Origin of the sequence: Ollibium composti, assembly GCF_004801285.1 — a bacterium.
GTDB classification, from domain to species: Bacteria; Pseudomonadota; Alphaproteobacteria; order Rhizobiales; family Rhizobiaceae; genus Mesorhizobium; species Mesorhizobium composti.
The window spans coordinates 235821-259129 of the sequence record NZ_SSNY01000002.1 but is presented as its reverse complement, the minus strand read 5'-3'; the positions used below and the strand labels follow the sequence as shown (position 1 = coordinate 259129).

General features: G+C 66.6%; 22 protein-coding genes. 3 read left to right on the top strand and 19 right to left on the bottom strand.

Translation table 11 applies throughout. The annotated features are described in order from the left end of the window. Positions 1-158 precede the first annotated feature (158 nt). From E6C48_RS04555 to E6C48_RS04515, 10 genes are all read right to left on the bottom strand, one after another. Positions 159-872, bottom strand: coding sequence for an ABC transporter ATP-binding protein (locus E6C48_RS04555; RefSeq protein WP_136354485.1), 714 nt, complete (start codon positions 870-872; stop codon positions 159-161). Beyond that, entirely contained in the window at positions 869-1606 is a 738-nt protein-coding gene (locus tag E6C48_RS04550) for an ABC transporter ATP-binding protein (RefSeq protein WP_136355002.1), read from the bottom strand. The genes E6C48_RS04555 and E6C48_RS04550 overlap by 4 nt, the downstream gene beginning before the upstream one ends. Positions 1607-1620: 14 nt before the next feature. Beyond that, positions 1621-2583, bottom strand: a complete 963-nt coding sequence (locus tag E6C48_RS04545) for a branched-chain amino acid ABC transporter permease (RefSeq protein ID WP_136354483.1) — start codon at positions 2581-2583, stop codon at positions 1621-1623. Beyond that, a complete protein-coding gene (locus tag E6C48_RS04540; protein WP_136354481.1) occupies positions 2580-3461 on the bottom strand; it encodes a branched-chain amino acid ABC transporter permease in 882 nt (293 codons plus the stop codon). The genes E6C48_RS04545 and E6C48_RS04540 overlap by 4 nt, the downstream gene beginning before the upstream one ends. 406 nt (positions 3462-3867) lie before the next feature. Next, positions 3868-4152, bottom strand: coding sequence for an antitoxin of toxin-antitoxin stability system (locus E6C48_RS04535; protein WP_136354479.1), 285 nt, complete (start codon positions 4150-4152; stop codon positions 3868-3870). Between the two features lie 66 nt (positions 4153-4218). Further along, the gene (locus tag E6C48_RS04530; protein WP_136354477.1) at positions 4219-5523 is read right to left on the bottom strand and encodes an ABC transporter substrate-binding protein; all 1305 of its coding nucleotides are present in this window, start codon (positions 5521-5523) and stop codon (positions 4219-4221) included. Positions 5524-5677: 154 nt separating this feature from the next. Further along, a complete protein-coding gene (locus tag E6C48_RS04525) occupies positions 5678-7057 on the bottom strand; it encodes a hypothetical protein (protein ID WP_136354475.1) in 1380 nt (459 codons plus the stop codon). A gap of 218 nt (positions 7058-7275) precedes the next feature. Next, entirely contained in the window at positions 7276-8577 is a 1302-nt protein-coding gene (pncB, locus tag E6C48_RS04520; protein WP_136354473.1) for a nicotinate phosphoribosyltransferase, read from the bottom strand. Positions 8578-8730: 153 nt separating this feature from the next. Next, a complete protein-coding gene (locus E6C48_RS23015) occupies positions 8731-8859 on the bottom strand; it encodes a hypothetical protein (protein ID WP_269142497.1) in 129 nt (42 codons plus the stop codon). A gap of 66 nt (positions 8860-8925) precedes the next feature. Further along, positions 8926-10326, bottom strand: a complete 1401-nt coding sequence (locus E6C48_RS04515) for an MATE family efflux transporter (RefSeq protein ID WP_136354471.1) — start codon at positions 10324-10326, stop codon at positions 8926-8928. A gap of 226 nt (positions 10327-10552) precedes the next feature. Here E6C48_RS04515 and E6C48_RS04510 point away from each other — a divergent pair, with 226 nt between their 5' ends. Beyond that, the gene (locus E6C48_RS04510) at positions 10553-11137 is read left to right on the top strand and encodes a histidine phosphatase family protein (RefSeq protein ID WP_136354469.1); all 585 of its coding nucleotides are present in this window, start codon (positions 10553-10555) and stop codon (positions 11135-11137) included. A 234-nt stretch (positions 11138-11371) separates the two neighbouring features. Here the strand turns inward: E6C48_RS04510 and E6C48_RS04505 are convergent, their stop codons facing one another. From E6C48_RS04505 to gcvA, 8 genes are all read right to left on the bottom strand, one after another. Further along, positions 11372-12958 (bottom strand): FGGY-family carbohydrate kinase, encoded by a 1587-nt coding sequence (locus E6C48_RS04505; protein ID WP_136355000.1) that lies wholly within the window; start codon positions 12956-12958, stop codon positions 11372-11374. Positions 12959-13206: 248 nt separating this feature from the next. After that, positions 13207-14679: a mannitol dehydrogenase family protein gene (locus tag E6C48_RS04500; protein ID WP_136354467.1), complete on the bottom strand. Its 1473-nt coding sequence runs from the start codon at positions 14677-14679 to the stop codon at positions 13207-13209. Between the two features lie 176 nt (positions 14680-14855). Next, the gene (locus E6C48_RS04495) at positions 14856-15626 is read right to left on the bottom strand and encodes an L-iditol 2-dehydrogenase (protein WP_136354465.1); all 771 of its coding nucleotides are present in this window, start codon (positions 15624-15626) and stop codon (positions 14856-14858) included. A 9-nt stretch (positions 15627-15635) separates the two neighbouring features. Continuing rightward, positions 15636-16637: an ABC transporter ATP-binding protein gene (locus tag E6C48_RS04490; RefSeq protein WP_136354463.1), complete on the bottom strand. Its 1002-nt coding sequence runs from the start codon at positions 16635-16637 to the stop codon at positions 15636-15638. Between the two features lie 224 nt (positions 16638-16861). Further along, positions 16862-17686 (bottom strand): carbohydrate ABC transporter permease, encoded by an 825-nt coding sequence (locus tag E6C48_RS04485; RefSeq protein WP_136354461.1) that lies wholly within the window; start codon positions 17684-17686, stop codon positions 16862-16864. Positions 17687-17695: 9 nt separating this feature from the next. Next, positions 17696-18568 (bottom strand): carbohydrate ABC transporter permease, encoded by an 873-nt coding sequence (locus tag E6C48_RS04480; protein ID WP_136354459.1) that lies wholly within the window; start codon positions 18566-18568, stop codon positions 17696-17698. Positions 18569-18799: 231 nt separating this feature from the next. Continuing rightward, positions 18800-20113 (bottom strand): ABC transporter substrate-binding protein, encoded by a 1314-nt coding sequence (locus E6C48_RS04475; RefSeq protein ID WP_136354457.1) that lies wholly within the window; start codon positions 20111-20113, stop codon positions 18800-18802. Positions 20114-20285: 172 nt separating this feature from the next. After that, positions 20286-21182: a transcriptional regulator GcvA gene (gene gcvA / locus E6C48_RS04470; RefSeq protein ID WP_168734447.1), complete on the bottom strand. Its 897-nt coding sequence runs from the start codon at positions 21180-21182 to the stop codon at positions 20286-20288. 117 nt (positions 21183-21299) lie between these two features. Here gcvA and E6C48_RS04465 point away from each other — a divergent pair, with 117 nt between their 5' ends. Further along, positions 21300-21536 carry a hypothetical protein gene (locus tag E6C48_RS04465; protein WP_136354452.1) on the top strand — a complete coding sequence of 79 codons (237 nt, stop codon included), beginning with the start codon at positions 21300-21302 and terminating at the stop codon, positions 21534-21536. On the opposite strand, the gene E6C48_RS04460 is transcribed toward E6C48_RS04465, so the two are convergent. Then, the gene (locus E6C48_RS04460) at positions 21496-22458 is read right to left on the bottom strand and encodes a sugar-binding transcriptional regulator (RefSeq protein WP_136354450.1); all 963 of its coding nucleotides are present in this window, start codon (positions 22456-22458) and stop codon (positions 21496-21498) included. The two genes, E6C48_RS04465 and E6C48_RS04460, sit on opposite strands and share 41 nt — an antisense overlap. 186 nt (positions 22459-22644) lie before the next feature. Between E6C48_RS04460 and E6C48_RS04455 the strand changes: the two genes are divergently transcribed. Continuing rightward, complete coding sequence (locus E6C48_RS04455; RefSeq protein WP_136354448.1) at positions 22645-23283, top strand: HAD family hydrolase; 639 nt, start codon at positions 22645-22647, stop codon at positions 23281-23283. The last annotated feature ends 26 nt before the right edge of the window (positions 23284-23309 follow it).

The window sequence follows — 23309 nt, the reverse complement described above, 5'->3', positions numbered from 1 at the left end:
GCGGTGCTAACGATCGGAAGCTGGCGCCGCCCCTCACCTGACTGCCGGCATCCTCTCCCCGTAAACGGGGCGAGGAAAGCTGGTCGCAACGTCGGCGATCCCCCTCTCCCCGTTTACGGGGGTAAGGGTGAGGGGCGGCGCGACCTTCGCCATAGACGTCACCCCACCCCGACATAGCGCTTCACCGCCGAGGGATCGGCGCGCAGCACCTCGACACCGACCGTCTCGCGGTTGCGGCCGTTCTCGATGAAGGCGACGCGGTCGGCGACCGGCAGGACGGCGTCGACCCGCTGCTCGACCAGGATGGTGGAGACGCCCTGCTCACGCAGCTTCGCCACCGTCTCCCGGATCTTCGCGATCATCGACGGCATCAGACCTTCGGTCGGCTCGTCGAGCAGCATCACCTTCGGTTCGAGGCAGAGCGCGCGGGCCATGGCGAGCATCTGCTGCTCGCCGCCCGAGAGCGTGCCGGAGCGCTGCTTCAGCCGTTCGCGCAGCAACGGGAACAGGTCGAGCACGGCCTCGCGGACGGACGCGCCCTTGCCACGCGCCATCAGCCCGATCTCGATGTTCTCGGCCACCGTCATGTCGGCGAACAGGCGCCGGCCCTGCGGAACGTAGGCGATGCCGGCCTTCGGCACCTCGTGCGCCGGCAGGCCGGCCAGGTCCCGCCCTTCCAACCGGATCGAGCCGGCCGCAGCCGGCACAAGGCCCATGATCGCCTTCAGCGTCGTCGTCTTGCCGGCGCCGTTGCGGCCGAGCAGGCACAGCACTTCGCCCCGCTCCAGCGCAAGGTCGAGGCCGAACAGCACCTGCACTTCGCCGTAGAAGGCGTCGAGGCCGGCAATGGCGAGGATGGCGCTGTCGCTCATGCGGCTTCCCCCGCCCCGGTGCCGAGATAGGCCGCCTGCACGGCGGCGTCAGAGCGGATCTGCTCGGGCGTGCCTTCGGCCAGCACGCGGCCGGCATCGAAGACGGTGATGCGGTCGGCAAGTTGCATGACCAGCGGCATGTTGTGCTCGATCAGAAGCACCGTGGCGTCCTCGGCGACCGTGCGCACCAGCCGGACGAAATCCTCGATCTCGGCGTCGGACAGGCCTTGCGTCGGCTCGTCGAGGATGAGCAGGCGCGGTTTCAGCGCCAGTCCCATGGCGACCTCCAGCAGGCGCTGGTGGCCGTAGGCAAGCTGGCCGGCCTGCATGGCGGCGCGGTCGGCGAGGCCGACCTTTTCGAGCGCCGTCAGGACGCCGGTGTGTATGGCGCCGCGGGAGCGTCCGTCGGTCAAGGTGCGTTGCACCGGAAGCGCCACGTTGTCGTAGACGCTCAAATTGGGAAAGACGCTGGTGATCTGGAAGGTGTAGGCGATGCCCTGCCTGACGCGGCTGTGCGGCGGCATGTCGGTGATGTCGCCGCCGTCGAACAGGATCATGCCGGCGCTCGGCAGGACGCGGCCGCAGACCATGCTGACGAAGGTGGTCTTGCCGGCGCCGTTGGGGCCGATGACGGCGCGGATCTCGCCCGGCATCAGCGTGAAGTCGACGCCGTCGACAGCCTTCAGCCCGCCGAAGCGGCGCGTCAGCCCCTTGGTGACGAGCAGCGGGTCCATGGGCAGCGGGCCGATCATGGCAGCCATCCAAGCCAGCGGGCGCGCAGCGTGCCGAGGATGCCTTTCGGGAAAAACAGCACCAGAAGGATGAGCACGACGCCAACGATGAGCAGCCAGGCGGAGGTGAAGGAACTCGCCGTGTCGGTGACGACATACATGACAAGCGTGCCGAGGAGCGGCCCGAGCGTCGTGGCGGCACCCCCGAGCAGCACCCAAAGCAGCGGCAGGATGGAATATTGCACGCCGGCGAAGTTGGCCCCGACATAGCCGAACAGCAGCGCGAAGGCCGCCCCTGCCGCGGCCGAGATCGTGCCGGAGGCGGTTACGGCCGCGAGCTTGTTGGCGAAGGTGTCGTAGCCCAGCATCTTCGTGCGCTCCTCGTTCTCGCGGATGGCCACCAGCACGCGGCCATGGCGCGAGCGCACCAGCGCCAGGGTGGCGAACAGCGCTGCGGCAAACAACGCCAGCGCCGCCATGTAGCGCACGGTCGGGTCCGTGAGGTCGAAGGCGGCACCGAGATTCAGGATGCGCGCCGGCTGCGGGATGACAAGCCCCTGGTCGCCGCCGGTCCAGCCGGCGAAATAGATCAGGGACAGCGCGAAGACCTGCGCGAACATCATGGTGACGATCATGAAGGCAACGCCGGAGGTGCGCAGCGCCAACAGGCCGATGACAAACGCAAGCACCGCACCGCAGGCAATGCCGCTGACGAAAGCCAGCGGCACGGAGAAGCCGAAATGGACGATCGTCAACCCGGTGCCGTACATGCCGGCGGCGAAGAACATGGCATGGCCGAGACTGAGCAGGCCGGCATAGCCGAACAGCACATTGTAGCCCATGGCGAACACCGCCAGCACCATGATGCGTGCCATCAGCCCGTGATAATAGGCCGGCAGCACGAAATTCAGCGCGAACAGGACGGCGAGCACGGCAAGGTGCAGGGCGTAAACCTTCGCGGATCTGTCGTCCCCGCTCATCGCGCCGCCGTCCCGAACAGGCCCTGCGGGCGGAACACCAGCACCAGCGCCACCGCCAGCGTGGCGATCATCTTGGCCAGCGTCGGCGAGAAGAACATGGAGACGACGCCGTCGGAGACGCCGATCAGCACGGCCGCCACCACCGTGCCGCGCAGTGAGCCCAGACCGCCGATGATGACGACGATGAAGGAGAGCAGCAGCGGGTCCTGCCCCATCAGGTAGTGCGCCTGGCTGATCGGCACGATCAGCACGGCGGCAAGGGCGGCCAGCATGGCGCCGAGCGCGAAGACGCCGGCATAGACGCGGCCGACCGGGATGCCGAAGGCCTGCGCCGTCTCGCTGTCATACTGCGTGGCGCGCATGGTGAGGCCGATCTTCGTGCGCGTCAGCACCAGCCAGGTGGCGATCAGCAAAAGGGCGGCGGTGGCGATGATGGAGAGCTTGTAGGCGGAATAGCCGAACCACGGCAGCGACAGGCGGACGTTGAAGGGCGGCGCCACCGGCCGCGCTTCGGGGCCGTAGAAGGTCAGCGCCAGTTGCTGGATGATGTAGAGCAGGCCGATGGTGGCGACGATGGTGGATTCGGGATTGTAGTTCAGCCGCGACAGCACCAGCCGCTCTGCCAGCCACGCCACCGCGCCGACGATCAGCGGCGCGATCACCAGCGCGGCGACGAAGCCGAGGGCGGGATGGCCGCCGAGCGCGTTCGCCACCGCCCAGGCGAGCACCGCGCCCAGCATGAAGAATTCGCCATGCGCGACGTTGACGATGCGCATGACGCCGAACACCAGCGACAGGCCGAGCGCCGTCAGCGACAGGACGGCTGCGGTGACGAGGCCTTCGAGGACGGCGAGAAGGAGATGCGGACCGAAGGCCATTCAGGCGTCACCTTGGTCTTCGATCGGAGGCCATTGGCGGGACGTATGGAAGTGCAGTCGCACTGCTGGGCGGCGAAGACAAGGAACACAAGCAGCAGCGCGCAAATTTCTTCCCACAATGTGGGCATGGTGATTGCATATGGCGGCGCTCCCCCACCCTAACCTTTCCTCACAAAGGCAGGGCTATCGCACATGGCGCTCCCCCTCTCCGTCTTGCTTCGCAAGCCACCTCTCCCCCACTTCGTGAGGGGAGAGGATGGGCACCAAGGTTGCGGCCGGCGTATCCTCTCCACCCGAAACGGGGGGAGAGGCGGCGCGCCCGCAGGGCGCGACGGAGAGGGGGTAACGCGCCATGTGCGATAGCCCTGCCTTTGTGAGGAGAGGTTATGGTGCACAACGACAGGCTTCACTCGGTGGCCTCATCGATCCGGCGCCGAAGTCCCGCGCGCCGAGTTGCGGCTCTGGCTCCGACCTCCTCTTGGGTGGACCATTTCCCTTCGGCAATAGATTGCCTTGCCTTCTCCACCTTGCGGCGCAGAAACTCGACATACTCCCTATCCTGCTGGACGTAGTCGCGCATGAATTCACGCACGATCTGCGAAGCGGGACGGTCGGCGGCGGCGGCGGCGGCCATGAAGGCGTCGCGTAGTTCCGGTTCCAGCTTCATGGTGAAGACAGCTTCCTTGGCCATGGCAAAGGCTCCCTTTCGATACTGACGACGTATATACGCCGTCAGTATCTAGGCGACAAGGAAAGCCTACAGCGGCTGGGTGGTGTAGTCGGCTTCCGGCTCGTATAGGCCGTCCTCGATCGTCGTCTTGTGGACGACGTTGAGCTTTCCGCCTTCCAGCTTGGAGATGTTCTGGCTGCCGAAGACCTGGTGGATCTTGCCGTTGAACACTTTCTTGCCCTGCGGGTGCTCCGGCCCTTCGGCGAACTCGGTCAGGGCCTCGGTCGCCTCGACCAGCTTGGCGCGGTCCTGCGGCCCCTTGTAGGACGCGTCCTCCATCGCCTTCTTGATGACGTAGAGCGTCTCCCAGCAGCCGAACATGTGGGCGGCGGTGGAGACGTCCTTTGCGTCGCCGACGGCGGCGCCGTTGTCGTCGATGCCGACGGCGGCGCGATAGGCCTTCTCGGCCTCGCTGTCACCCGCCTGCGCATAGCGCGGCGAGCCTTCCCAGAAGTGGCTGCCGTCGAGGTATTCGAGGCCGGGGCTGTTGATGTCGACGGCCTCCAGCGAATCGATGAAGCCGAACAGCTTCGGGCCGTTGGAGCCGTAGAAGTCGCCGAGTTCCTTGACGAAGGTGAGCACGGCCGGGCCGACCATGACGTGGTAGATAACCTCCGTCTCGGCCGGAATCTGCGGGAAATACTTGGTGAAGGAGGATTCCGTCGGCGGGATGGCGATCTGCGCCACCACCTTGCCGCCGGCCTTCTCGATCGCCGGCGGCAGGTAGTCGCGATGGTCGTAGCCGAAGGCGTAGTCGGGGAAGATCATGGTGACCTTCTTGCCGGCGTTGGCGGCGATCCACGGCGCCACCGAGGTCACCTGCGCGCGCACGTCGGTGATGCCGGGCTGCAGGCACCAGCGGTTCATCTTGCCGGAGGCGACGTGGTAGCCCTCGGAGACGACGTAGTAGGGGATCTTCAGTTCGCCGGCGGTCGGCGCCGAGGCGATGACGACGTGGGAGAACAGCGTGCCGTAGACGATGTCGGTCTTGTGCTGGTTGGCGAACTTGGCCACCACCTCCGCACCTCGGGCGGCATCGGTGCCGTCGTCCTCGACGATGATCTCGATCGGGCGGCCATTGATGCCGCCGGCATCGTTGATGGCCTTGACGGCGGCGTTGGTGGTGCGCTCGTACCAGCGGCCATAGGCGGCGCCGATGCCGGTGCGGTGCGCCTGGAAGCCGATCCGGATCGGCTCGGAGCTTTGCGCCTGGGCATAGCGCACGAAGCCCGGCGCCACCGCCAGCCCGGCGCCGGCGGCCAGGCCCTTCAGCGCGGTGCGGCGGCTCAGCCGGTTGCCGGAGAGGTCGAAAAATCCCTTGCGGTCAGTCATGGCGGTTCCCCTTTGTTATCGACGTCGACCAACGGATGAAGACGAGAGCGGCGCTCCTGCGACGGACGCGGAAAATTGCATGTGTACAAACTAAATCATCAAAGCCGGGGCCTGACAAGCGAGCTTTCCGCAACGGCAATCGGCCCGCTCGCGATCATACCGCCGGCGCCGACAGGAGCCACAGGCCGAAGACGGTGTAGGCGACCATCAGAAGCGTCAGCGGCACCTGGCTGAAGACAGTGCCACGGGCGCCGCCGTGCAGCCGGGCCGCGAGCCCGTGCGCCACCAGCACGGCGAGCACATGGCCGGCGACGATGGCGCCGGCCTGCACGTTCCACAGCCACCAGGCCGAATGCGCGCCGGCGACGATGCCGGCCGAGACATGCAGGTGCGCGGTGCCGATGAGGTTCCAGCCGCGCGCGAACGGGTCGGACAGCGCGACCAGCGCATACTGGCCGTCGACCAGCAGCGCCGTCAGGTAGTGGGCGACATGATAGGCGAGCGCGATCGGCACGATCGACCATACCAAGAGGCCGGCGGCGCGGCCGAACGGGACGCCGTCGCCGGCAAGGCGCTGGCCGAGCCATACAGCAAGCAGGAAAGCGCCGGCGAGCAGCAGGAACGTCAGCACGAGGCCGAAGGCGCCGATGCCCATGAGCGCCGTGCGACCCGGATAGTCGAGCGGATTGACGCCGAACCGGCCGAGCCAGAAGAAGGTCTTGGACAGGCCGTCGAAGGAGACGGAAGACAGCGCCAGAAGGATGAACGCCATGCCGCTGGCGGCCAGCGGTGCTGCGCCGAAAAGCTTGGCACCGGGCAGGCAGAGAACGAACCGGCGGCCCGTGCGCTCGACCACGCCGAAGCGCGCGACCATGGTGAAGAACAGCGTCAGGAATTCGCCCTTGCGGCTCCACGGCCTGTAGCCGAAGGCGAGCATGGCGGCGAAGGAGACCAGCCAGTAGAGGCCGGCGGCCGTCGCCAGCCGGGCCGGATCGTCGGGCGCCGGGTCGACCAGCTCGAACCAGGCGAACGCAAAGAACAGGACGAAAGCCGGCCAGCAGCCGAGCCATGCCGGCAGCCGCCATGGCGCGCGCGGACCGAGCAGGCCGACGGCGAGACGCCAGGGACCGTACCAGGGATTGAGCCATCGCCAGATATCGCCGAGCAGGCCCTGCACCAGGACCAGCCCGGCCCATAGAAGCGTCCAAATCGTCAGCGGCAGCGGATTGGAGAGCGGATCGCGGCTGCCGACGAAGCCGGCGACGATCAGCGCGGCGAAGACGGCGAAGGACAGCAGCGAGACGGCGAGGCGCGCACCTTCCCCGACCTTGAACAAAGGCAGGCGGCGGCGCCACAGCCGCGCCGGCGCGGTGGCCGGCAGCAGCGCGAGCACGAGGAAGGACACGGCCACGGCAACGGCGCCGCCGAGAAGGTAGTAGCCGGTCGGCAGAAGCAGCACATGGCCGCGGTCGGAGGCATGGGCGAAGGCGGAGGTGGGGAGAAGCGGGGCAATGACAGCGAGGAGGCAAAGCATGTCCCTTCTCTGCTTCACACTCGGCGCAGACCCCCACCCCTTATCCCTCCCCGCAAGGGGGAGGGGAACTTCGCAGTCGCGCCATAACGCACTGACGCCGGCATCGAAGGGTGCCGGCATCGATGATCCCCTCCCCCTTGCGGGGAAGGGTAAGGGGTCGGGGTGCCGGCGGGGCGGTGTCGGCAAAATTTCCATCTGCGATCGCCCTGCCGAAGCCTCTACACCTTCACCAGCTGCCGCACGCGATCCTCCTCGCCGAAGATGCGCAGGTAGCGGGCGATTTCCTTCCTGTCGCCGGTGGCCTTTTCGGGATTGTCGGACAGCTTCACCGCCGGCCGGCCGTTCGCCTCGGTCACCTTGCAGACCAGCGAGATGGGGTTCAGCCGGTCGGTCGGGGTCGGCGCGCAATCCTCGAAGTCGTTGGTCAGGTTGGTGCCCCAGCCGAAGGCCATGCGCACCTTCCCCTCGAAATGTTTATAGGTGTCGATGATGGTGTCGACCTCCAGCCCGTCGGAGAAGATCAAGAGCTTCTTCTTCGGGTCCCTGCCCTTCTCGCGCCACCAGGAAATGATCTTTTCGCCGCCCTCGATGGGCGGGGCGCTGTCGGGGCGGAAGCCGGTCCAGTCGGCCACCCAGTCGGGCGCGTCGCGCAGGAAAGCCGCCGTGCCGAACGCATCCGGCAGCACGATCAGCAGATTGCCGCCATAGTAGCGTTGCCAGTCCAGCAGCACCTGATAGGGCGCCGCCTTCAGGTCCTTTTCGGTATCGGCAAGGGCCGCCAGCACCATCGGCAATTCGTGTGCGTTGGTGCCCAGCGCCTCCAGGTCGGTGTCCATGGCGAGCTTGACGTTTGAAGTGCCGGTGAAGGCGTCGCCGATGCCTTCCTTCAGCGCCTCCACGCACCAGCGCTGCCACAGGAAGGAGTGGCGGCGACGGGTGCCGAAATCCGAGATGTTGATGCCGGGCAGCTTTTTCAGAAGCTCGGTCTTGGCCCACATCTTGGCCTTGGCGCGGGCATAGAGCACGTCGAGCGCGAAGGGGCCGAACTGCCGCATGGCGGCGCGCGAACGCAGTTCGTTGATGATGGCGAGCGCCGGGATCTCCCACAGCGTCGTCAGCATCCACGGCCCCGCGAAGGTCAGCTCGAACTGGCCGTCGCGCTTTTCCAGATGATATTCAGGCAGGCGGAAATCCTCCAGCCAGGCGAGGAATTCCGGCTCGAAGATCTGCTTGCGGCCGTAGAAATTGTTGCCGCCCAGCCAGATCATCTCCTTCTTGGAGAAATGCAGCGTGCGGGCATGGTCGAGCTGTTCGCGCAACTCGCCTTCGTCGATCTCGTCGGCCAGTCGCACCGGGCTGCGGTTGATCAGCGAGAAGGTGGCGTCGACCTTGGGGTACATGCCCCAGATCATCTGCAGCATGAGGAGCTTGTAGAAATCCGTATCGAGCAGGGAGCGCACGATCGGATCGAGCTTCCAGGTGTGGTTGTAGACGCGCCGTGCGATATCGGTCTTGGTCATGCGGTCCGGCCCCGGGTCGGAGTGGCTGATCAGGCGGTTGCGACAGGCCTTCTAGCATCGAATCGCGCGATGCGCTGCCCGCTTTGCCCTTGGTCCATAAGAAAACCCCGGCCTTCGCCGCGAGGTTTTCTTATCGGGAACGCGCCGATAGCATCAGTAGCAGTAACAGACATATTCGCAGTAGCCGCTCCAATAGAAGACAACGAGATCACCGGCCTTGCCGGTTTCGGCCAGCCGGTCGAGCGCATCCGGCACCGCGTGCCTGGTGCCGGGGCCGGGCACGGAAATCCCATTGCCGAGGTTCCCGATGCCGTCCGCCGGGACGGCGACGGCGGCGCGGGGTCCGTCTCAGCCGAAATCCGGCGCCGGCGCCAGCCGGCCACGCCGCAGCCAGCGCGCCAGAAGTAGGATCGACACCGACGCCAGCCCGACCGAAAGGCCTATCCAGATGCCGTTGCCTTGCAGGCCGACGTAAAAGGCCAGGACGACGCCGAGCGGCAGGCCGATGCCCCAATAGCCGATCGCCGCATAGATCATCGGCACGGTGGTGTCGTGCAGGCCGCGCAGCATGCCGGAAGCCACCGCCTGCGCGCCGTCGAATATCTGGAACAGGGCGGCGAAGGCGAGGAACGACACCGCCAGCACGATGACCGGCGCGTTGGCGGGATCGGCGACATCGACGAAGGCGCTGATGAGCGGGCGCGGCCACAAGAGCATGACCAGCGCCATCAGCGCCATGAAGGACACGCCGAGGATGAAGGCCGTCCAGCCGGCGCGGCTCACCCCTTCCTTGTCGCCGGCGCCGTGAGCGAGGCCGACGCGCACCGTCACCGCCTGGTTCAGGCCGAGCGGCACCATGAAGGTGATCGAGCAGACCTGCAGGGCGATGGCGTGCGCCGCCAGCGGATCGGCGCCGATCAGGCCCATCAGGAGCGCGGCCGCGTTGAAGATGGTCACCTCGAAGGCGAGGATGCCGGCAATCGGCAGGCCGAGCTTCAACAGGCCCATGAAGCGCGGCCAGTCGGAACGCCAGAAGCGGCCGAACAGGCGGTAGCGGCGGAACTGCCGCTCCACCAGCACGACCGCCGTCATGCCGATGAACATCAGCGTCGAGGACAGCGTGGTGGCGAGGCCGGAGCCGGCGATGCCCATGGCCGGGAAGCCGAAATGCCCGAACATGAACAGCCAGTTGAACAGGGCGTTGGCGGCCACCGCCAGAAAGACGATGACCAGCGCCCAGCCCGGCCGCTCCAGCGCCGAAATGAAGGAGCGCAGGACGATGTAGCCGTAGAAGGGCAGCACCGCCCATTGCAGCCAGTGCAGGTAGATGCCGGCCAGATGTGCCAAGTCCGGCTCCTGCCCCATCAGGAGCAGCAGCGCCTCGCCGTGCCACAGGATGAGCCAGATGGGAATTGCGACCAGAACGGCCTGCCACAGGCCCTGCCGCACGGTGCGGCGAATGTCGCGCACCGAATGGCGCTTGCGGCCGAGTTCGGTCGCCATCATCGGCGAGGTGGCGAGCATCAGGCCGAGGCCGAAGATCATCAGCATGAAATAGAGGTTGGAGCCGAGCGCGCCGGCCGCCAGCTTCGCCGGGCCGAGCCGGCCCATCATCATGACGTCGGTGGCCGTCATCGCCGTCTGGCCGAGATTGGTCAGCACCATCGGCCAGGCGAGCGCCACCGTCGCCTTGATTTCGGAGCGCCAGAGATTTTCCGGCGCGCGCGCTCCGGCTTCCATAACGGACATGGTCGTCAATCCACACACGGCGCGTCGGCAAATCGGCCGGAAGCCGCACGAATCGCCGCAGCACGTCATGGCGCCGCGGGCAAGATGCGGTTTGTCGACGAAAAGGCGCAAAAAGACAAGAGGGGCACCGCCACAAGCGCCGGACCAGCGGCGGCACCCTCGCCGGGGCCGTTGCATTCGCCGCCCGCTCCTGCGACGAAAGCAGGACGAAAAGGAAAGGTTAGGCATGAGCGGAGCGGTCTCGGACATATGGCTGGTGCGCCACGGCGAGACGCAATGGAGCGCGTCCGGCCGCCATACCGGGCGCAGCGACATTCCCCTGACGGCCGCCGGCGAGGCGGCGGCGCGCGGACTGGCCGGAAGGCTGGAGGGACAGGCGTTCGCCGCCGTCTGGTCGAGCCCGTCGCAGCGAGCGCGCCGGACCTGCGAACTGGCCGGCTTCGGCGACCGCTGCATCGTTAAGGACGATCTCGCCGAATGGGACTACGGTACCTACGAAGGCCTGACGACGCCGCAAATCCTGCAGGAACGCCCCGGCTGGCTGCTGTTCCGCGACGGCTGCCCGGACGGCGAGCAGGCGGCGGACGCCGGCCGGCGGGCCGACAGGATCGTCGCGGCCCTGCGCGCCGAAAACGGCGCTGTGCTGATCTTCTCCAGCGCGCATTTCCTGCGCGTGCTGGCGGCGCGCTGGCTCGGCCTGCCACCCGAACAGGGCGCCCTGTTTACGCTCGACACGGCCAGCATCAGCGTGCTGGGCTACGAACACCATAGCCGCGCCGAGCCGGTGGTGCGCGGCTGGAACCAGCGCTGACTGCTCCCGTCAACCGCCGACGCCGCCTCTCTTCCGACGACGATAGCGTAATCACGTATGGCGCAAGCCCCCTCTCCGTCTCGGCTTCGCCGAGCCACCTCTCCCCCGTTCCGGAGGGAGAGGATAGGCCGGCCGAAAGCTTGGCTCCGATCCTCTCCCCCGCGAGGTGGGGGAGAGGTGGCTTGCGAAGCAAGACGGAGAGGGGGTGACGCCAGCAATCAAATCGCACCGGCTTCAGGCCATGGCGTCGAGCGCCCGCCTTTGCCGGTGCATTTCGAGGAAGATGCGGTGGTCGCGGTCGAAGCGGTGCGCGGCGGCGGGGTTCGGCTTGCGCGCGCGGCCTTGCTGCCGCATGGCGACGCAAGCCGCGGGAAGGCTCGGGAACAGGCCGGCGGCGGTGGCGGCGACCATGCCGGTGCCGGTGAGCACCGCCTCGTCCAGCTCCGGCTCCACAACCGTGCAGCCGGTGGCGTCGGCATAGAGCTCCATCAGGAGCGGGTTGCGGGTGTGGCCGCCGGTGACGTGCAGCGTGTCGATGACGTAGCCGTTGCGGTTCAGCGCCTCGAGGATATGACGCACGCCGAGGGCGATCGCCACCGCCGTGCGCCAATAGAGCTTGCACAGGCTGTCGAAGGAGGCGTCCAGCGTCAGCCCGCTGACGACGCCGACGGCGTGCGGATCGGCCAGCGGCGAGCGGTTGCCGTGGAAATCCGGCAGCACATGCAGGCGGCCGGCGAGGTCGAGCCCTTCCGCCCGGCGTAGTTCGCCGATGCGGGCGGCGATGCGCGCATGCATGGCCGCATTCGGCTCGCCGCCGGCGCCGTGCCAGCGAATAACATGGTCGAGCAGCGCGCCGGTGGCCGACTGGCCGCCTTCCGACAGCCAGAGCTCAGGCAGGGCGGCGCCGAAATAAGGACCCCAGACGCCGGCGAAAGGCCGCGGCTCGGGCGACATCGCCATGACGCAGCTCGACGTGCCGGCGATCAGCGCCAGGTGCCGGCCGATGTTTTCGGCGTCGGCGGCGAAACCGCCCAGCACGCCGAGCGCGCCGGCATAGGCGTCGATGACGCCGGCGCCGACCCGGCAGGCCTCGCTCAGGCCGAGATCGGCCGCCGCCTGCGGCGTCAGCGGGCCGAGGTCGGCGCCGACGGGACTTGCCCTGTCCGGCAGGCCGGCATGGTCGAACAGGTCCGCCAACCCCACAGTGGCGAAGAAGTCTTCCTGCCAGCCCGGTTCCTCATGCGCCAGATAGGTCCATTTGGCCGTCAGCGTGCATTGCGAGCGGGCGAGCGAGCCGGTCGCCTTCCAGCCGAGGAAATCGGCGAGGTCGAACAGATGGCCGGCGCGCGCCCATGTTTCAGGCATATGGCGCTTCAGCCACATCAGCTTCGGCACCTGCATCTCCGGCGACATGACGCCGCCGATGAAATCGAGCACGCGATGCCCGGTCGCGGTGCATTCGTCGGCCTCGGCTATGGCGCGGTGATCGAGCCACACGATGGTGTCCCAGTTCCGCCCGCCGCCAGTCGAAACGCCGAGCGGTTGGCCGTCGCGGTCGCGCACGACCAGCGAGCAGGTGGCGTCGAAGGCTATGCCGGCGACCGCTTCCGGCGCCACGCCCGCCTTCTGCCGCGCCTCGCGAACCGCCGCGCAGACCGCCGCCCAGATGTCCTCGGAATCATGCTCGGCGTGATCCGGCTTCGGCTGGTTCATCCGGATAGGCCGATCGGCACGGCCGAGCAGCCTGCCGTCCGCATCCAGGATGCCGGCACGGGCACTCCCGGTGCCGACGTCGACCGCACAGACGAAACCGCTGCTCACCATGCCTCTCCCGACATTGCGGCGAACCGCAACCGGGGGCGACTATAAGGACGGGTTCGGCCGAGGCAAGGCGGGGGTAGTCACCTGCTGAGGATCACCCCCACTCCGTCTTGCTTCGCAAGCCACCTTTCTCCCTTCCCGGGGGAGAGGAAGGGAGGTCAGATCGCGGCCGGCTTTCCTCTCCCCGTCTTGATCGAGGGAGAGGTGGGCCGGCGAAGCCGGGACGGCGTGGGGGCGAGTGCGCCGCGCTACCCTGCCAGATAGCGCGTCAGCGTCGCGCGCGCGCCGTCTTTCCACAGTGCGTCCAGCGCCTTGGCGAACGCGGCGGCGAAGGAGGCCGAGCGGCCGACCTCGCCGTAGATGTCCTCCATCGCGAGCCAGGCGGACGGATCGTCCTTGGCCTTGGCGGAGGTCGCCTGCATGCGGTCCCAGTTGGGATCGTTGGGTTCGATGACGGCGCCCGAATCGGTGGTGCCGAAGCAGTAACGGCACCACAGCGCCGATTCCAGCGCCAGTCCCGCCGCGTCCTTGCCCGCCTTCAGCCGGTCGGCGATGGTGGGGATGATGAATTTCGGCTGGCGGTTCGAGCCGTCGAGGCAAAGCCGCCGCACCGTGTCGCCGATCTTCGGGTTGGAGAACCGCTTCTCGATCAGCTGGTAATAATCCTGCAGGCTGGTGTCCGGCACCGGCGGCACGGTGGGAATGATCTCCTCGCGCTCGACCTTTTCCAGGAAGCCGCGCACCAGCGGCTCGGCCATCGCCTCGTGGACGAAATGGATGTCCATCAGCCCGGCCGGATAGGCGATCGCCGCATGGCCGCCGTTGAGGATGCGGATCTTCATCTGTTCGTAAGGCGACACGTCTGGCACGAACTGCACGCCGACCTTCTCCAGCGGCGGCCGGCCGTCGGTGAAGCGGTCCTCCAGCACCCATTGCCGGAACGGCTCGCAGAAGACCGGCCATGCGTCCTCGACGCCGAAGTCGTCGGCGAGGATTTTGCGCTCGCGCTCGCTGGTCGCCGGCGTGATGCGGTCGACCATGGCGTTGGGAAAGGCGACCGTGTCGCGCACCCATGCGGCAAGGTCCTCGTCCACAAGCCGGGCGAGGCCGACGACGCCGTCGGCGGTGACGCGGCCGTTATGGGGGATGTTGTCGCAGGACATGACCGTGAACGGCACGATGCCGTCGGCGCGCCGCCGCACCAGCCCGGCCAGGATGATGCCGAATACCGTGCGGGGTGCGGCGACGTCCTTCGCATCGGCGACGATGTCGGGATGCGTCGGATCGAACCGGCCGGACGCCGGGTCGATGAAATAGCCGCCCTCGGTGATGGTCAGCGAGACGATTTTTATCCCGGGATCGGCCAACTTTTCGATGATCGCGGCGGCGTTTCCCGGCGTCAGGAAATCGATCATCGCACCGGTGACGCGGGCGCTCATATGGCCTTCGTCCTGCTCGACCACTGTGGTCAGCCAGTCCTGCCGCGCCAGCTTTTCACGGCCCGCCTTCTCGCCCTCGAAGACGCCGGCGCCGACCAGCGCCCAGTCGTGGCCGAGGCCGAGATTGAACAAGTCGTCGAGATAGACCGCCTGATGGGCGCGATGAAAATTGCCGACGCCGAAATGCAGGATGCCGGCCTTGAGGTTTTCGCGACCGTATCGAGGACGGGCGACGGTGGCGGGAAGGGAAGCAAGGTTCGATAGCGAGAGTTTCGTGGTCATTTCAATATGCCTTCCCATTCACCGTTGGGCGCCGCCGCATCGGCGATTCCTTCTCCCCGTTTACGGGGAGAAGGTGGCCCGAAGGGCCGGATGAGGGCTGCACGAACGTTTCGGAACTTGGCTCTGCCCCTCACCTGCCTGCCGGCATCCTCTCCCCGTAAACGGGGCGAGGAGCGCTAACTCATCCACTGGCCGCCATCGACATTGTAGGTCTGGGCGACGATGTAGTCGGCCTCGGCACTGGCGAGGAAAACCGCCATGCCGGTGAGGTCTTCGGCGCGGCCCATGCGGCCGTAGGGCACACCCTCGCCGACCAGCTTCTTCTTCTCGCCGAGCGGGCGCTTCTCGTACTTTGCAAACAGCGCGTCGACGCCGTCCCAGTGCTCGCCGTCGACGACACCGGGCGCGATGGCGTTGACGTTGATGCCGTGCCTGATGAGGTCGAGCCCCGCCGACTGGGTGAGCGAGATGACGGCAGCCTTGGTGGCGCAGTAGACCGCCACCAAGGCCTCGCCCCTGCGGCCGGCCTGGCTCGCCATGTTGATGATCCTGCCCCCCTTGCCCCGGGCGATCATCGACCTGGCTGCCGCCTGCAGCATGAACAGCGTGCCCGCCACGTTGACGGAAAACAGTTTTTCGTAGCTGCCCCTGGCGATCTCGACGATGGGCGCGGCGTCGAACAGGGCGGCGTTGTTGATGAGGATATCGAGCCCGCCGGTCCTGTCCTCGACCGCCTTCACCGCCGCGTCGATCGAGGCCTGATCGGTGACGTCGAGCCTCACCGCATAGGCCTTGTCGCCGATCTCCCGCGCGGTCCTTTCGGCCGCGTCGATATTGATGTCGGCAATCGCGACCGTGGCGCCCTCGCGCACATAGGCTTCCGCAAAAGCCCTGCCGATGCCGCGCGCCGAGCCGGTGATCAGCGCCGATTTGCCCTTGAGCCGCATGACCAATCCTTATCCGAGCGCCTTGCCGTCCGGGCCGAAGCGATGCAGCCGCCTGGCGTCGGGCGTCAGGTAGACGGTATCGCCGTGGCGGACCGAGACGTCGCCGCCGGCGCGCACGTTGATGGTGCCATGGTCGTCGGTATGGACATGGACGAAGGTGTCGGAGCCGAGATGTTCGGCGACGCCGACCTTGCCCTTCCAGTCGCCGGCTGTGGTGGAGATGGCGATATGCTCCGGCCGGATGCCGACGGTCGCGGCACCGTGCTTGCCCGCCGCAGCACCTTCGACGAAGTTCATCTTCGGCGAACCGATGAAGCCGGCGACGAACAGGTTCTTCGGCGTCTGGTAGAGCTCCATCGGCGAGCCGACCTGCTCGATGTTGCCGGCGTTGAGCACGACGATCTTGTCGGCCATGGTCATGGCTTCCACCTGGTCGTGGGTGACGTAGATCATGGTGGTCTTGAGCTGCTGGTGCAGTTCCGAAATCTCCAGCCGCATGGTGCCGCGCAGGGCGGCGTCGAGGTTGGACAGCGGCTCGTCGAACAGGAAGGCGGACGGCTGGCGCACGATGGCGCGGCCGATGGCGACGCGCTGGCGCTGGCCGCCGGAGAGTTGGCCCGGCCGGCGTTCCAGATAGTTGGTCAGGTTGAGCACGCGGGCGGCGTCCTTGACCTTCCTGTCGATGACGTCCGGGCTCTCGCCGGCCATCTTCAGCGGAAAGGCGATGTTCTTGGCCACCGTCATGTGCGGATAGAGCGCGTAGGACTGGAACACCATGGCGAGCTTGCGTTTTGCGGGCGCCTCGTCGGTGACGTCGCGGCCGTCGATCATGATTTGGCCCGAGGTCGTGTCCTCCAGCCCCGCGATCAGCCTGAGCAAAGTCGACTTGCCGCAACCGGACGGGCCGACGAAGACGACGAACTCCCCGTCGGCGATATCGAGGTCGATATCGGGAATGATGGTCGTAGCGCCGAACGCCTTGTGGACGTTTCTCAGCACGATATTGCCCATGATGTTCCTCTCCCGACGCTACCGTTCGTCAGCTTCTTTGACCTGCGAGATTTGCGGCAACCGGCGCAAGCACCCCCACTCCGGCCCTTCGGGCCACCTCTCCCCCTGCCTGGGGGAGAGGAAGGCTGGTCGCAAACTCGGCGGTGTTCCTCTCCCCCGTCGAACGGGGGAGAGGTGGTCTGCGAAGCAGACCGGAGTGGGGGTCGATGGCACAGCCGTGTCCATCACTTCACCGCACCGAAGGTCAGGCCGCGCACGAGTTGCTTCTGGCTGAACCAGCCCATGATCAGGATCGGCGCGATGGCCAGCGTCGAGGCGGCCGAGAGCTTCGCCCAGAACAGGCCCTGCGGGCTGGAGAAGGATGAGATGAAGGCGGTCAAGGGTGCGGCGTTGATGGTGGTCAGCCGGATCGTCCAGAACGCCTCGTTCCAGGCGAGGATGATGTTGAGCAGCATGGTCGAGGCGATGCCCGGCACCGCCATCGGCGTCAGCACATAGACGATCTCGCCCCACAGCGTCGCGCCGTCCATGCGCGCGGCTTCCAGGATCTCGCCGGGAATCTCGCGGAAGTAGGTGTAGAGCATCCACACCACGATCGGCAGGTTGATCAGCATCAGCATGACGGTCAGGCCGATACGGCTGTCGAGCAGGCCCCAGTCGCGGAAGATCAGGTAGATGGGAAACAGCACCGCCACCGCAGGCATCATCTTGGTGGACAGCATCCACATCAGGATGTCCTTGGTGCGCTTCGTCGGCGAGAACGCCATCGACCATGCGGCGGGAACGGCGACGAGGAGGGCCAGGATGGTCGAGCCGACCGACAGGATCACCGAGTTGAGGAAGAACCTGAAATAGCCGCTCTGCTCCTCGACCGCCGTGTAGCTCTCCAGCGTGCCGGAGGGGATCAGGTTGAAGCCGGCGATCGCCTCCTGCTCCGACTTGAAGGAAGTGACGATGGTGTAGAGGATCGGAAAGAAGATCAGCAGCGCGACGATCCAGGCGGCGATCGTGACGATCGTCTTGTGGCGGTTGGTGACGGCACGGGCCATGGTCGCCTCCTACTTGTCCAGGTTCTTGCCGACGGCGCGCATGAGGAACAGCGCGACGATGTTGGCGAGGATGACGGCGATGATGCCGCCGGCCGACGCCTGGCCGATTTTGAACTCCAGCAGCGCCTTCTGGTAGACGAGGAAGGGCAGGTTGGTGGAGGCGTAGCCGGGGCCGCCATTGGTGGTGACGAGGATCTCGGCATAGACCGACAGAAGGAAGATCGTCTCGATCAGCACGACCACGGTGATGGCGCGGGCCAGATGCGGCAGCGTCAGGTAGCGGAAGCGGGCGAGGAAACCGGCGCCGTCCATCTCCGCCGCCTCCTTCTGCTCGCCGTCGAGCGACTGCAGCGAGGTGAGCAGGATCAGCGTGGCGAAGGGCAGCCACTGCCAGGCAACGATGATGATGATGGAAAAAAGCGGCAGGTCGGCGAACCAGTCGACCGGCTGGACGCCGAAGAAGCGGGCGATGTCGGCGAAGACGCCGTAGCCCGGATGCATGATCATGTTCTTCCACACAAGGGCGGCCACCGGCGGCATGACGAAGAAGGGCGAGATCACCAGGATGCGCACGATGCCCTGCCCCCACATCGGCTGGTCGAGCAGCAGCGCAAGGAGGATGCCGCCGACGATGGTGATGGCGAGCACCGCCAGGACCAGCACCAGCGTGTTGACGATGGAAGCGGCGAAGGCCGGGTTCTTGAAGAACAGCGCGTAGTTGGAAAAGCCGATGAAGCCGTCGCGGATCGGGTTCAGCGGATTGTACTGCAGGAAGGAGAACCACAGCGTCACCGCCAGCGGCACGATCATCCAGACCAGGAGCAGGATGACCGACGGCGCCATCATGAAGCGCGCAAGCGTGCTGGTCTGTCTGGTGGCCATTGTTCTCTCCCCGAACGCGTGTCTCCAGCGCGCTCCTAGCCAATCATTCCAAAATGCGGATCAAGCCGCATTCCGGTGGCAAATCATGGCGTCGGCGTCGACGCCCCCTCTCCCCGTTCACGGGGAGAGGGTAAGGGTGAGGGGCGGCGCAGACGTTGCGGAACGAGACGCCGCCCCTCATCTGCCTGCCGGCATCTTCTCCCCGTGAACGGGGAGAAGAAAGCTCTCCCCTTACTGGAGGTAGCCGCCTTCCTGCATCGAGGCGGTGGCGGCGTCCTGCGCCTGCTTCAGCGCATCGTCGACGCTCGACTGGCCGGCAAGGGCGGCCGAGAACAGCTGGCCGACCGTCGTGCCCAGCCCCTGGAACTCGGGGATGGCGACGAACTGGCCGCCGGTATAGGGCACCGGCTTGACGCTCGGCTTGGTGATGTCGGCGGCATCCATGGCGGCCAGCGTCGGGCCGGCGAAGGGCGCCGCCTTCTTGTATTCCTCGTTGTTATAGAGCGAGGTGCGGGTGCCGGGAGGGGCGCTGGCCCAGCCCTCCTTCGAGGCGACGAGTTCGGTGTAGCCCTTGCTGGTCGCCCACGAGACGAACTTTTCCGCCGCCTCGGCCTTCTGCGAGGACGCGGGGATCGCCAGGTTCCACGACCACAGCCAGTTGCCGTGGTTGTCGACGCCTTCCTTGCTCGGGAAGATGGCGAAGCCGACCTTGTCGGCGACGGTCGAGTTCTTCGGGTCGGAGACGAAGGACGCCGCCACGGTGGCGTCGATCCACATGCCGCACTTGCCCTGCTGGAACAGCGTCAGGTTCTCGTTGAAGCCGTTGGAGGAGGCGCCCTCGGGGCCGGCGTCCTTCATCAGCTTGACGTAGAAATCGAGCGTGTCCTTCCATTCCGGCTGGTCGAACTGCGGCTGCCATTTCTCGTCGAACCAGCGGCCGCCAAAGGAATTGTCCATGGCCGTCAGGAAGGCCATGTTCTCGCCCCAGCCGGCCTTGCCGCGCAGGCAGATGCCGTTGATGCCGGCGGCGCGGTCGGTCATCTTGCGGGCAGCGTCGCCGATGAATTCCCAGGTCGGCTTGTCGGGCATCTTCAGCCCAGCCTTCTCCATCAGGTCGGTGCGGTACATGATCATGGCGGATTCGCCGTAGAAGGGCGCGGCATAGAGCTTGCCGTCGACCGAAAGGCCTCCGCGGATGGCCGGCAGGAGATCGTCGACGTCGTAGTCGGCGCCCAGGTTGTCGAGCGCGAGCAGCCAGTTCTGCTTGGCCCAGATCGGCACCTCGTAGTTGCCGATGGTGATGACGTCGTACTGGCCGCCCTTGGTGGCGATGTCGGTGGTGACGCGCTCGCGCAGCACGTTCTCCTCCAGCGTCACCCAGTTCAGCTGGATGTCGGGGTTCTTCGAGGTGAAGTCGTCCGTCAGCTTCTGCATGCGGATCATGTCGCCGTTGTTGACGGTGGCGATGGTGATGGATTCGGCATGCGCGGCGAAGGCCAGCGCGCTGGCCGAGCACAGGCCAAGAACGAGCGTGCGAAGTTTCATCGAAATCCTCCCAGATGAAATGAGCAATTGCTTTCTTCTTGGGCAATTACTCACTTAGAATGAATTATGTCAAGCGGATTCGTTGCTGCGTTGCAGCAGCGCGAGCGGCTGTCCCTGCCGCCGCTTCGACGGCAGCGGATTCTGCGGATATGGGAAAAGCCGGCGCGCGCCGTCAGGGGCCGAGCGAATCCTTCACTTCGGCCAGGATCCACTCGCGGAAAAGGCGGATCTTGGGAACGTTGCGCCGGCCGGCCGGATAGACCAGCCAGTAGGCATGGCCGTCGTCGCCGACGATGTCGAAAGGCTGGATCAGCCTGCCGTCGGCGATCTCCACCTTGAACAGCGCGCGGGTGACGATCGCCACGCCCTGGCCAGCGATCGCGGCATTGGCCTCATAGGCCTGGGCGCCCAACGAACTGCCGGGACGCTGCGCCAGCCCGTCGGCCTCGACGCCGGCCAGTTCGAACCACGTCTTCCACCAGATATCGCCGGGATCGAGGATCGGCAGCTTCAGGAGGTCGGCAGGCTCCTTCACGCCGCCGATGCTCGCGGCGAGCTTCGGGCTGAGCACCGGCGTGAAATCGGCGCGGAACAGCATGTGGGTTTCGACGCCCGGCCACTTTCCGCTGCCGGAGCGGATGGCGACATCGACCTCCTCCCGGGCGAAATCGACGACGCGGTTGGAGGTATCGACGCGCACCGCGAGCGAAGGGTGCGCGAGCTGGAAAAGGCCGAGATGCTGCGCCAGCCAGTTGGCCGCGAAGGTGAGCAGCGTCGAGACGCACAGCACGCCGTCGGCGCCGCCGCGCGCGTCCGTATAGGCCTCGCCGAGCAGGGCGAAGGCTTCGGCCACCTTCGGCGCCATGCGCTGGCCGGTGTCGGTCAGCGCGATCTGGCGCGGCTTGCGCAGGAACAGCGGCGCGCCGACGCGTTCCTCCAGGAGCTTGATCTGATAGCTCACCGCCGCCTGCGTCATGCCGAGTTCCTCGGCCGCCCTGGTGAAGGACAGGTGGCGCGCCACCGCCTCGAACGCCCGGATCGCCGCCAGGGGCGGAAGCTGAAGGCCCATATGCATAAATCCTGCTTATGGATGATGATCGAGATTCAATTGGAAAATAGGCGCGAGCGCACCGAGATTCCATCCTCAGTCATCAAACGGCTTCAAGCATAGCGAAGGTTGGAACCCATGACCACGATGCTCGACAAGCTCTTTTCGGCACCCGCCGGCTCGCTGTTTTCCCGGCTTTCGGCGAGCGGACGGCGGCGGCAATCCCTGATCGACGTGCGCGACCTTTCCGCCTATGTCCAGCGCGACATCGGCCTGTGCGACGGCGAGGAGGAGATCGCCCGTCGCCTGCACAGGTCGCGCGCCGAATGGCCCTTCATGCGGACAGCAGCGCCGATGCGGTGCGTTCGTCCGTGATCAGCCCGTTGACGAGGCGCCGGTTGACGGCGGCAAGGATGCCGGGCAGTTTTTTCTCGCCCATGGCCAGCGCCACCACCAGCGACTTCTCGCGCGACGGCAGCGGCGCGGAGGATACGCGGTCGTTGGTGATGCCCTCGATCAGTCGGCCTTCGCGGTCGAATACCCAGCCGACGATCTCGGCGATGCCGCCGGCCTTGTGCAGCGCCTTGAGCTCGCTTTCGGAAACGAAGCCGTCCTCGTAGAGCGGCGCCTGCGGGCCGAGGTCGCCGATGCCGACGAAGGTGACGTCGGCGCGCGCGGCGAGATCCAATGTCGGCTGGATCATCGGCTGGCCGAGCAGCATTTCCCGCTCCTGCGGCGACGAGGCGATGACCGGCAAGGGCATCGGGAAAGAGCGCGCCTTGATGCGGTCGGCCATGGTGAAGATGACGTTGTAGAAGGCGGCAGAGCCGTCGGGCGAGATGTTGCCGGTCAGCGACACGACCTTGTGCTGCGGACACTCCATCGGCGGCAACTGCTCGATGGCCGCCTTCAGCGTGCGCCCGGTGCCGATCGCCAGCACGATCGGCTCGGGCTTGCGCAGCCAGCGCTCGATCTCGGCGGCGGCGGCCTCGGCGACACCGATGGTGGTGGACGACGAGCCGGGATCGCTCGGCACGACCTCGACGAGATCAAGGGCGAAGCGGCTGCGCAGTTGCGCGGCAAGGTCGAGGCAGGCGGCGATCGGGTGATCGAGCCGCACCTTGACCAGGCCCTCGGAGACGGCGAGCGACACCAGCCGCTGCGCCGTCTGGCGCGAGATGCCGAGCTTGGCGGCGATCTGGTCCTGCGTGTTGCCGGCGACGTAATAGAGCCAGCCGGCGCGGGCCGCGTCGTCGAGCCGGCTATGGCCGCTGCCGCCTTCCTGTCGCGCGTTCATGGCGCTCCCTTTCTCCCCGATCCAGTTTCGCAGGGATTTTGCCGATACGCAATTGCCCTGCATCAAGGACAATTGCCCGATAAGCGACCGATGGAATCGCCCGACATTTGCCACGTTATCAGGAAAGGGTTGGTGGCGCGCGCCAAACGGTCTATTCCTTTCTGCCGCAAACCGATTGGAAGGGTCATGACGCCGAAAGCGGTCTTCTGGGATATGGACGGAACGCTGGTCGACAGCGAGCCGCTGCATGCGGCGGCCCTTGCCTCCGCCATGCGGAGCGAAGGGCTGGTGCCTCCGGCCGACCTGCACGAGCGGGCACTTGGCCAGACGGCAGCGCATATCTATGCGATGATGCGCGAGGAGTTCGGGCTGACCCTGCCCTTCCCCGACTGGATTGAGCGCAAGTACAGCCACTATCTCGCCGACCTTTCGGGCCTCAGGCCACGGCCCGGCGCCATCGAGATCTTCCGAGAGATCAACGCGCGGGGCATCCCGCAGGCGGTGGTGTCGAACTCCGACCGCATGGTGGTGGACGCCAACCTGAGCGCCGTCGGCCTGCTCTATCCGGGCATGAAGACGGTGAGCCGCAACGACGTGCGCGAAGGCAAGCCGCACGCCGAGCCCTTCCTGCGCGCCGCCTGGCTGGTCGATGTCGAGCCGGCCGAGGCGGCGGTGGTGGAAGACAGCGTCATCGGCGCCAGCGCCGGGCTCGCCGCCGGCATGAAGGCGATCTTCTGGCCGGAGCGGCCGGCCATGCAAGGGCCGGACGGCGCCGTTACGGTGAACTCGGCGGACGAGCTGCGGGCGGCACTGGGGCTGAGGTAGGCACACCCCTCTTCCTTCGCCCCGTT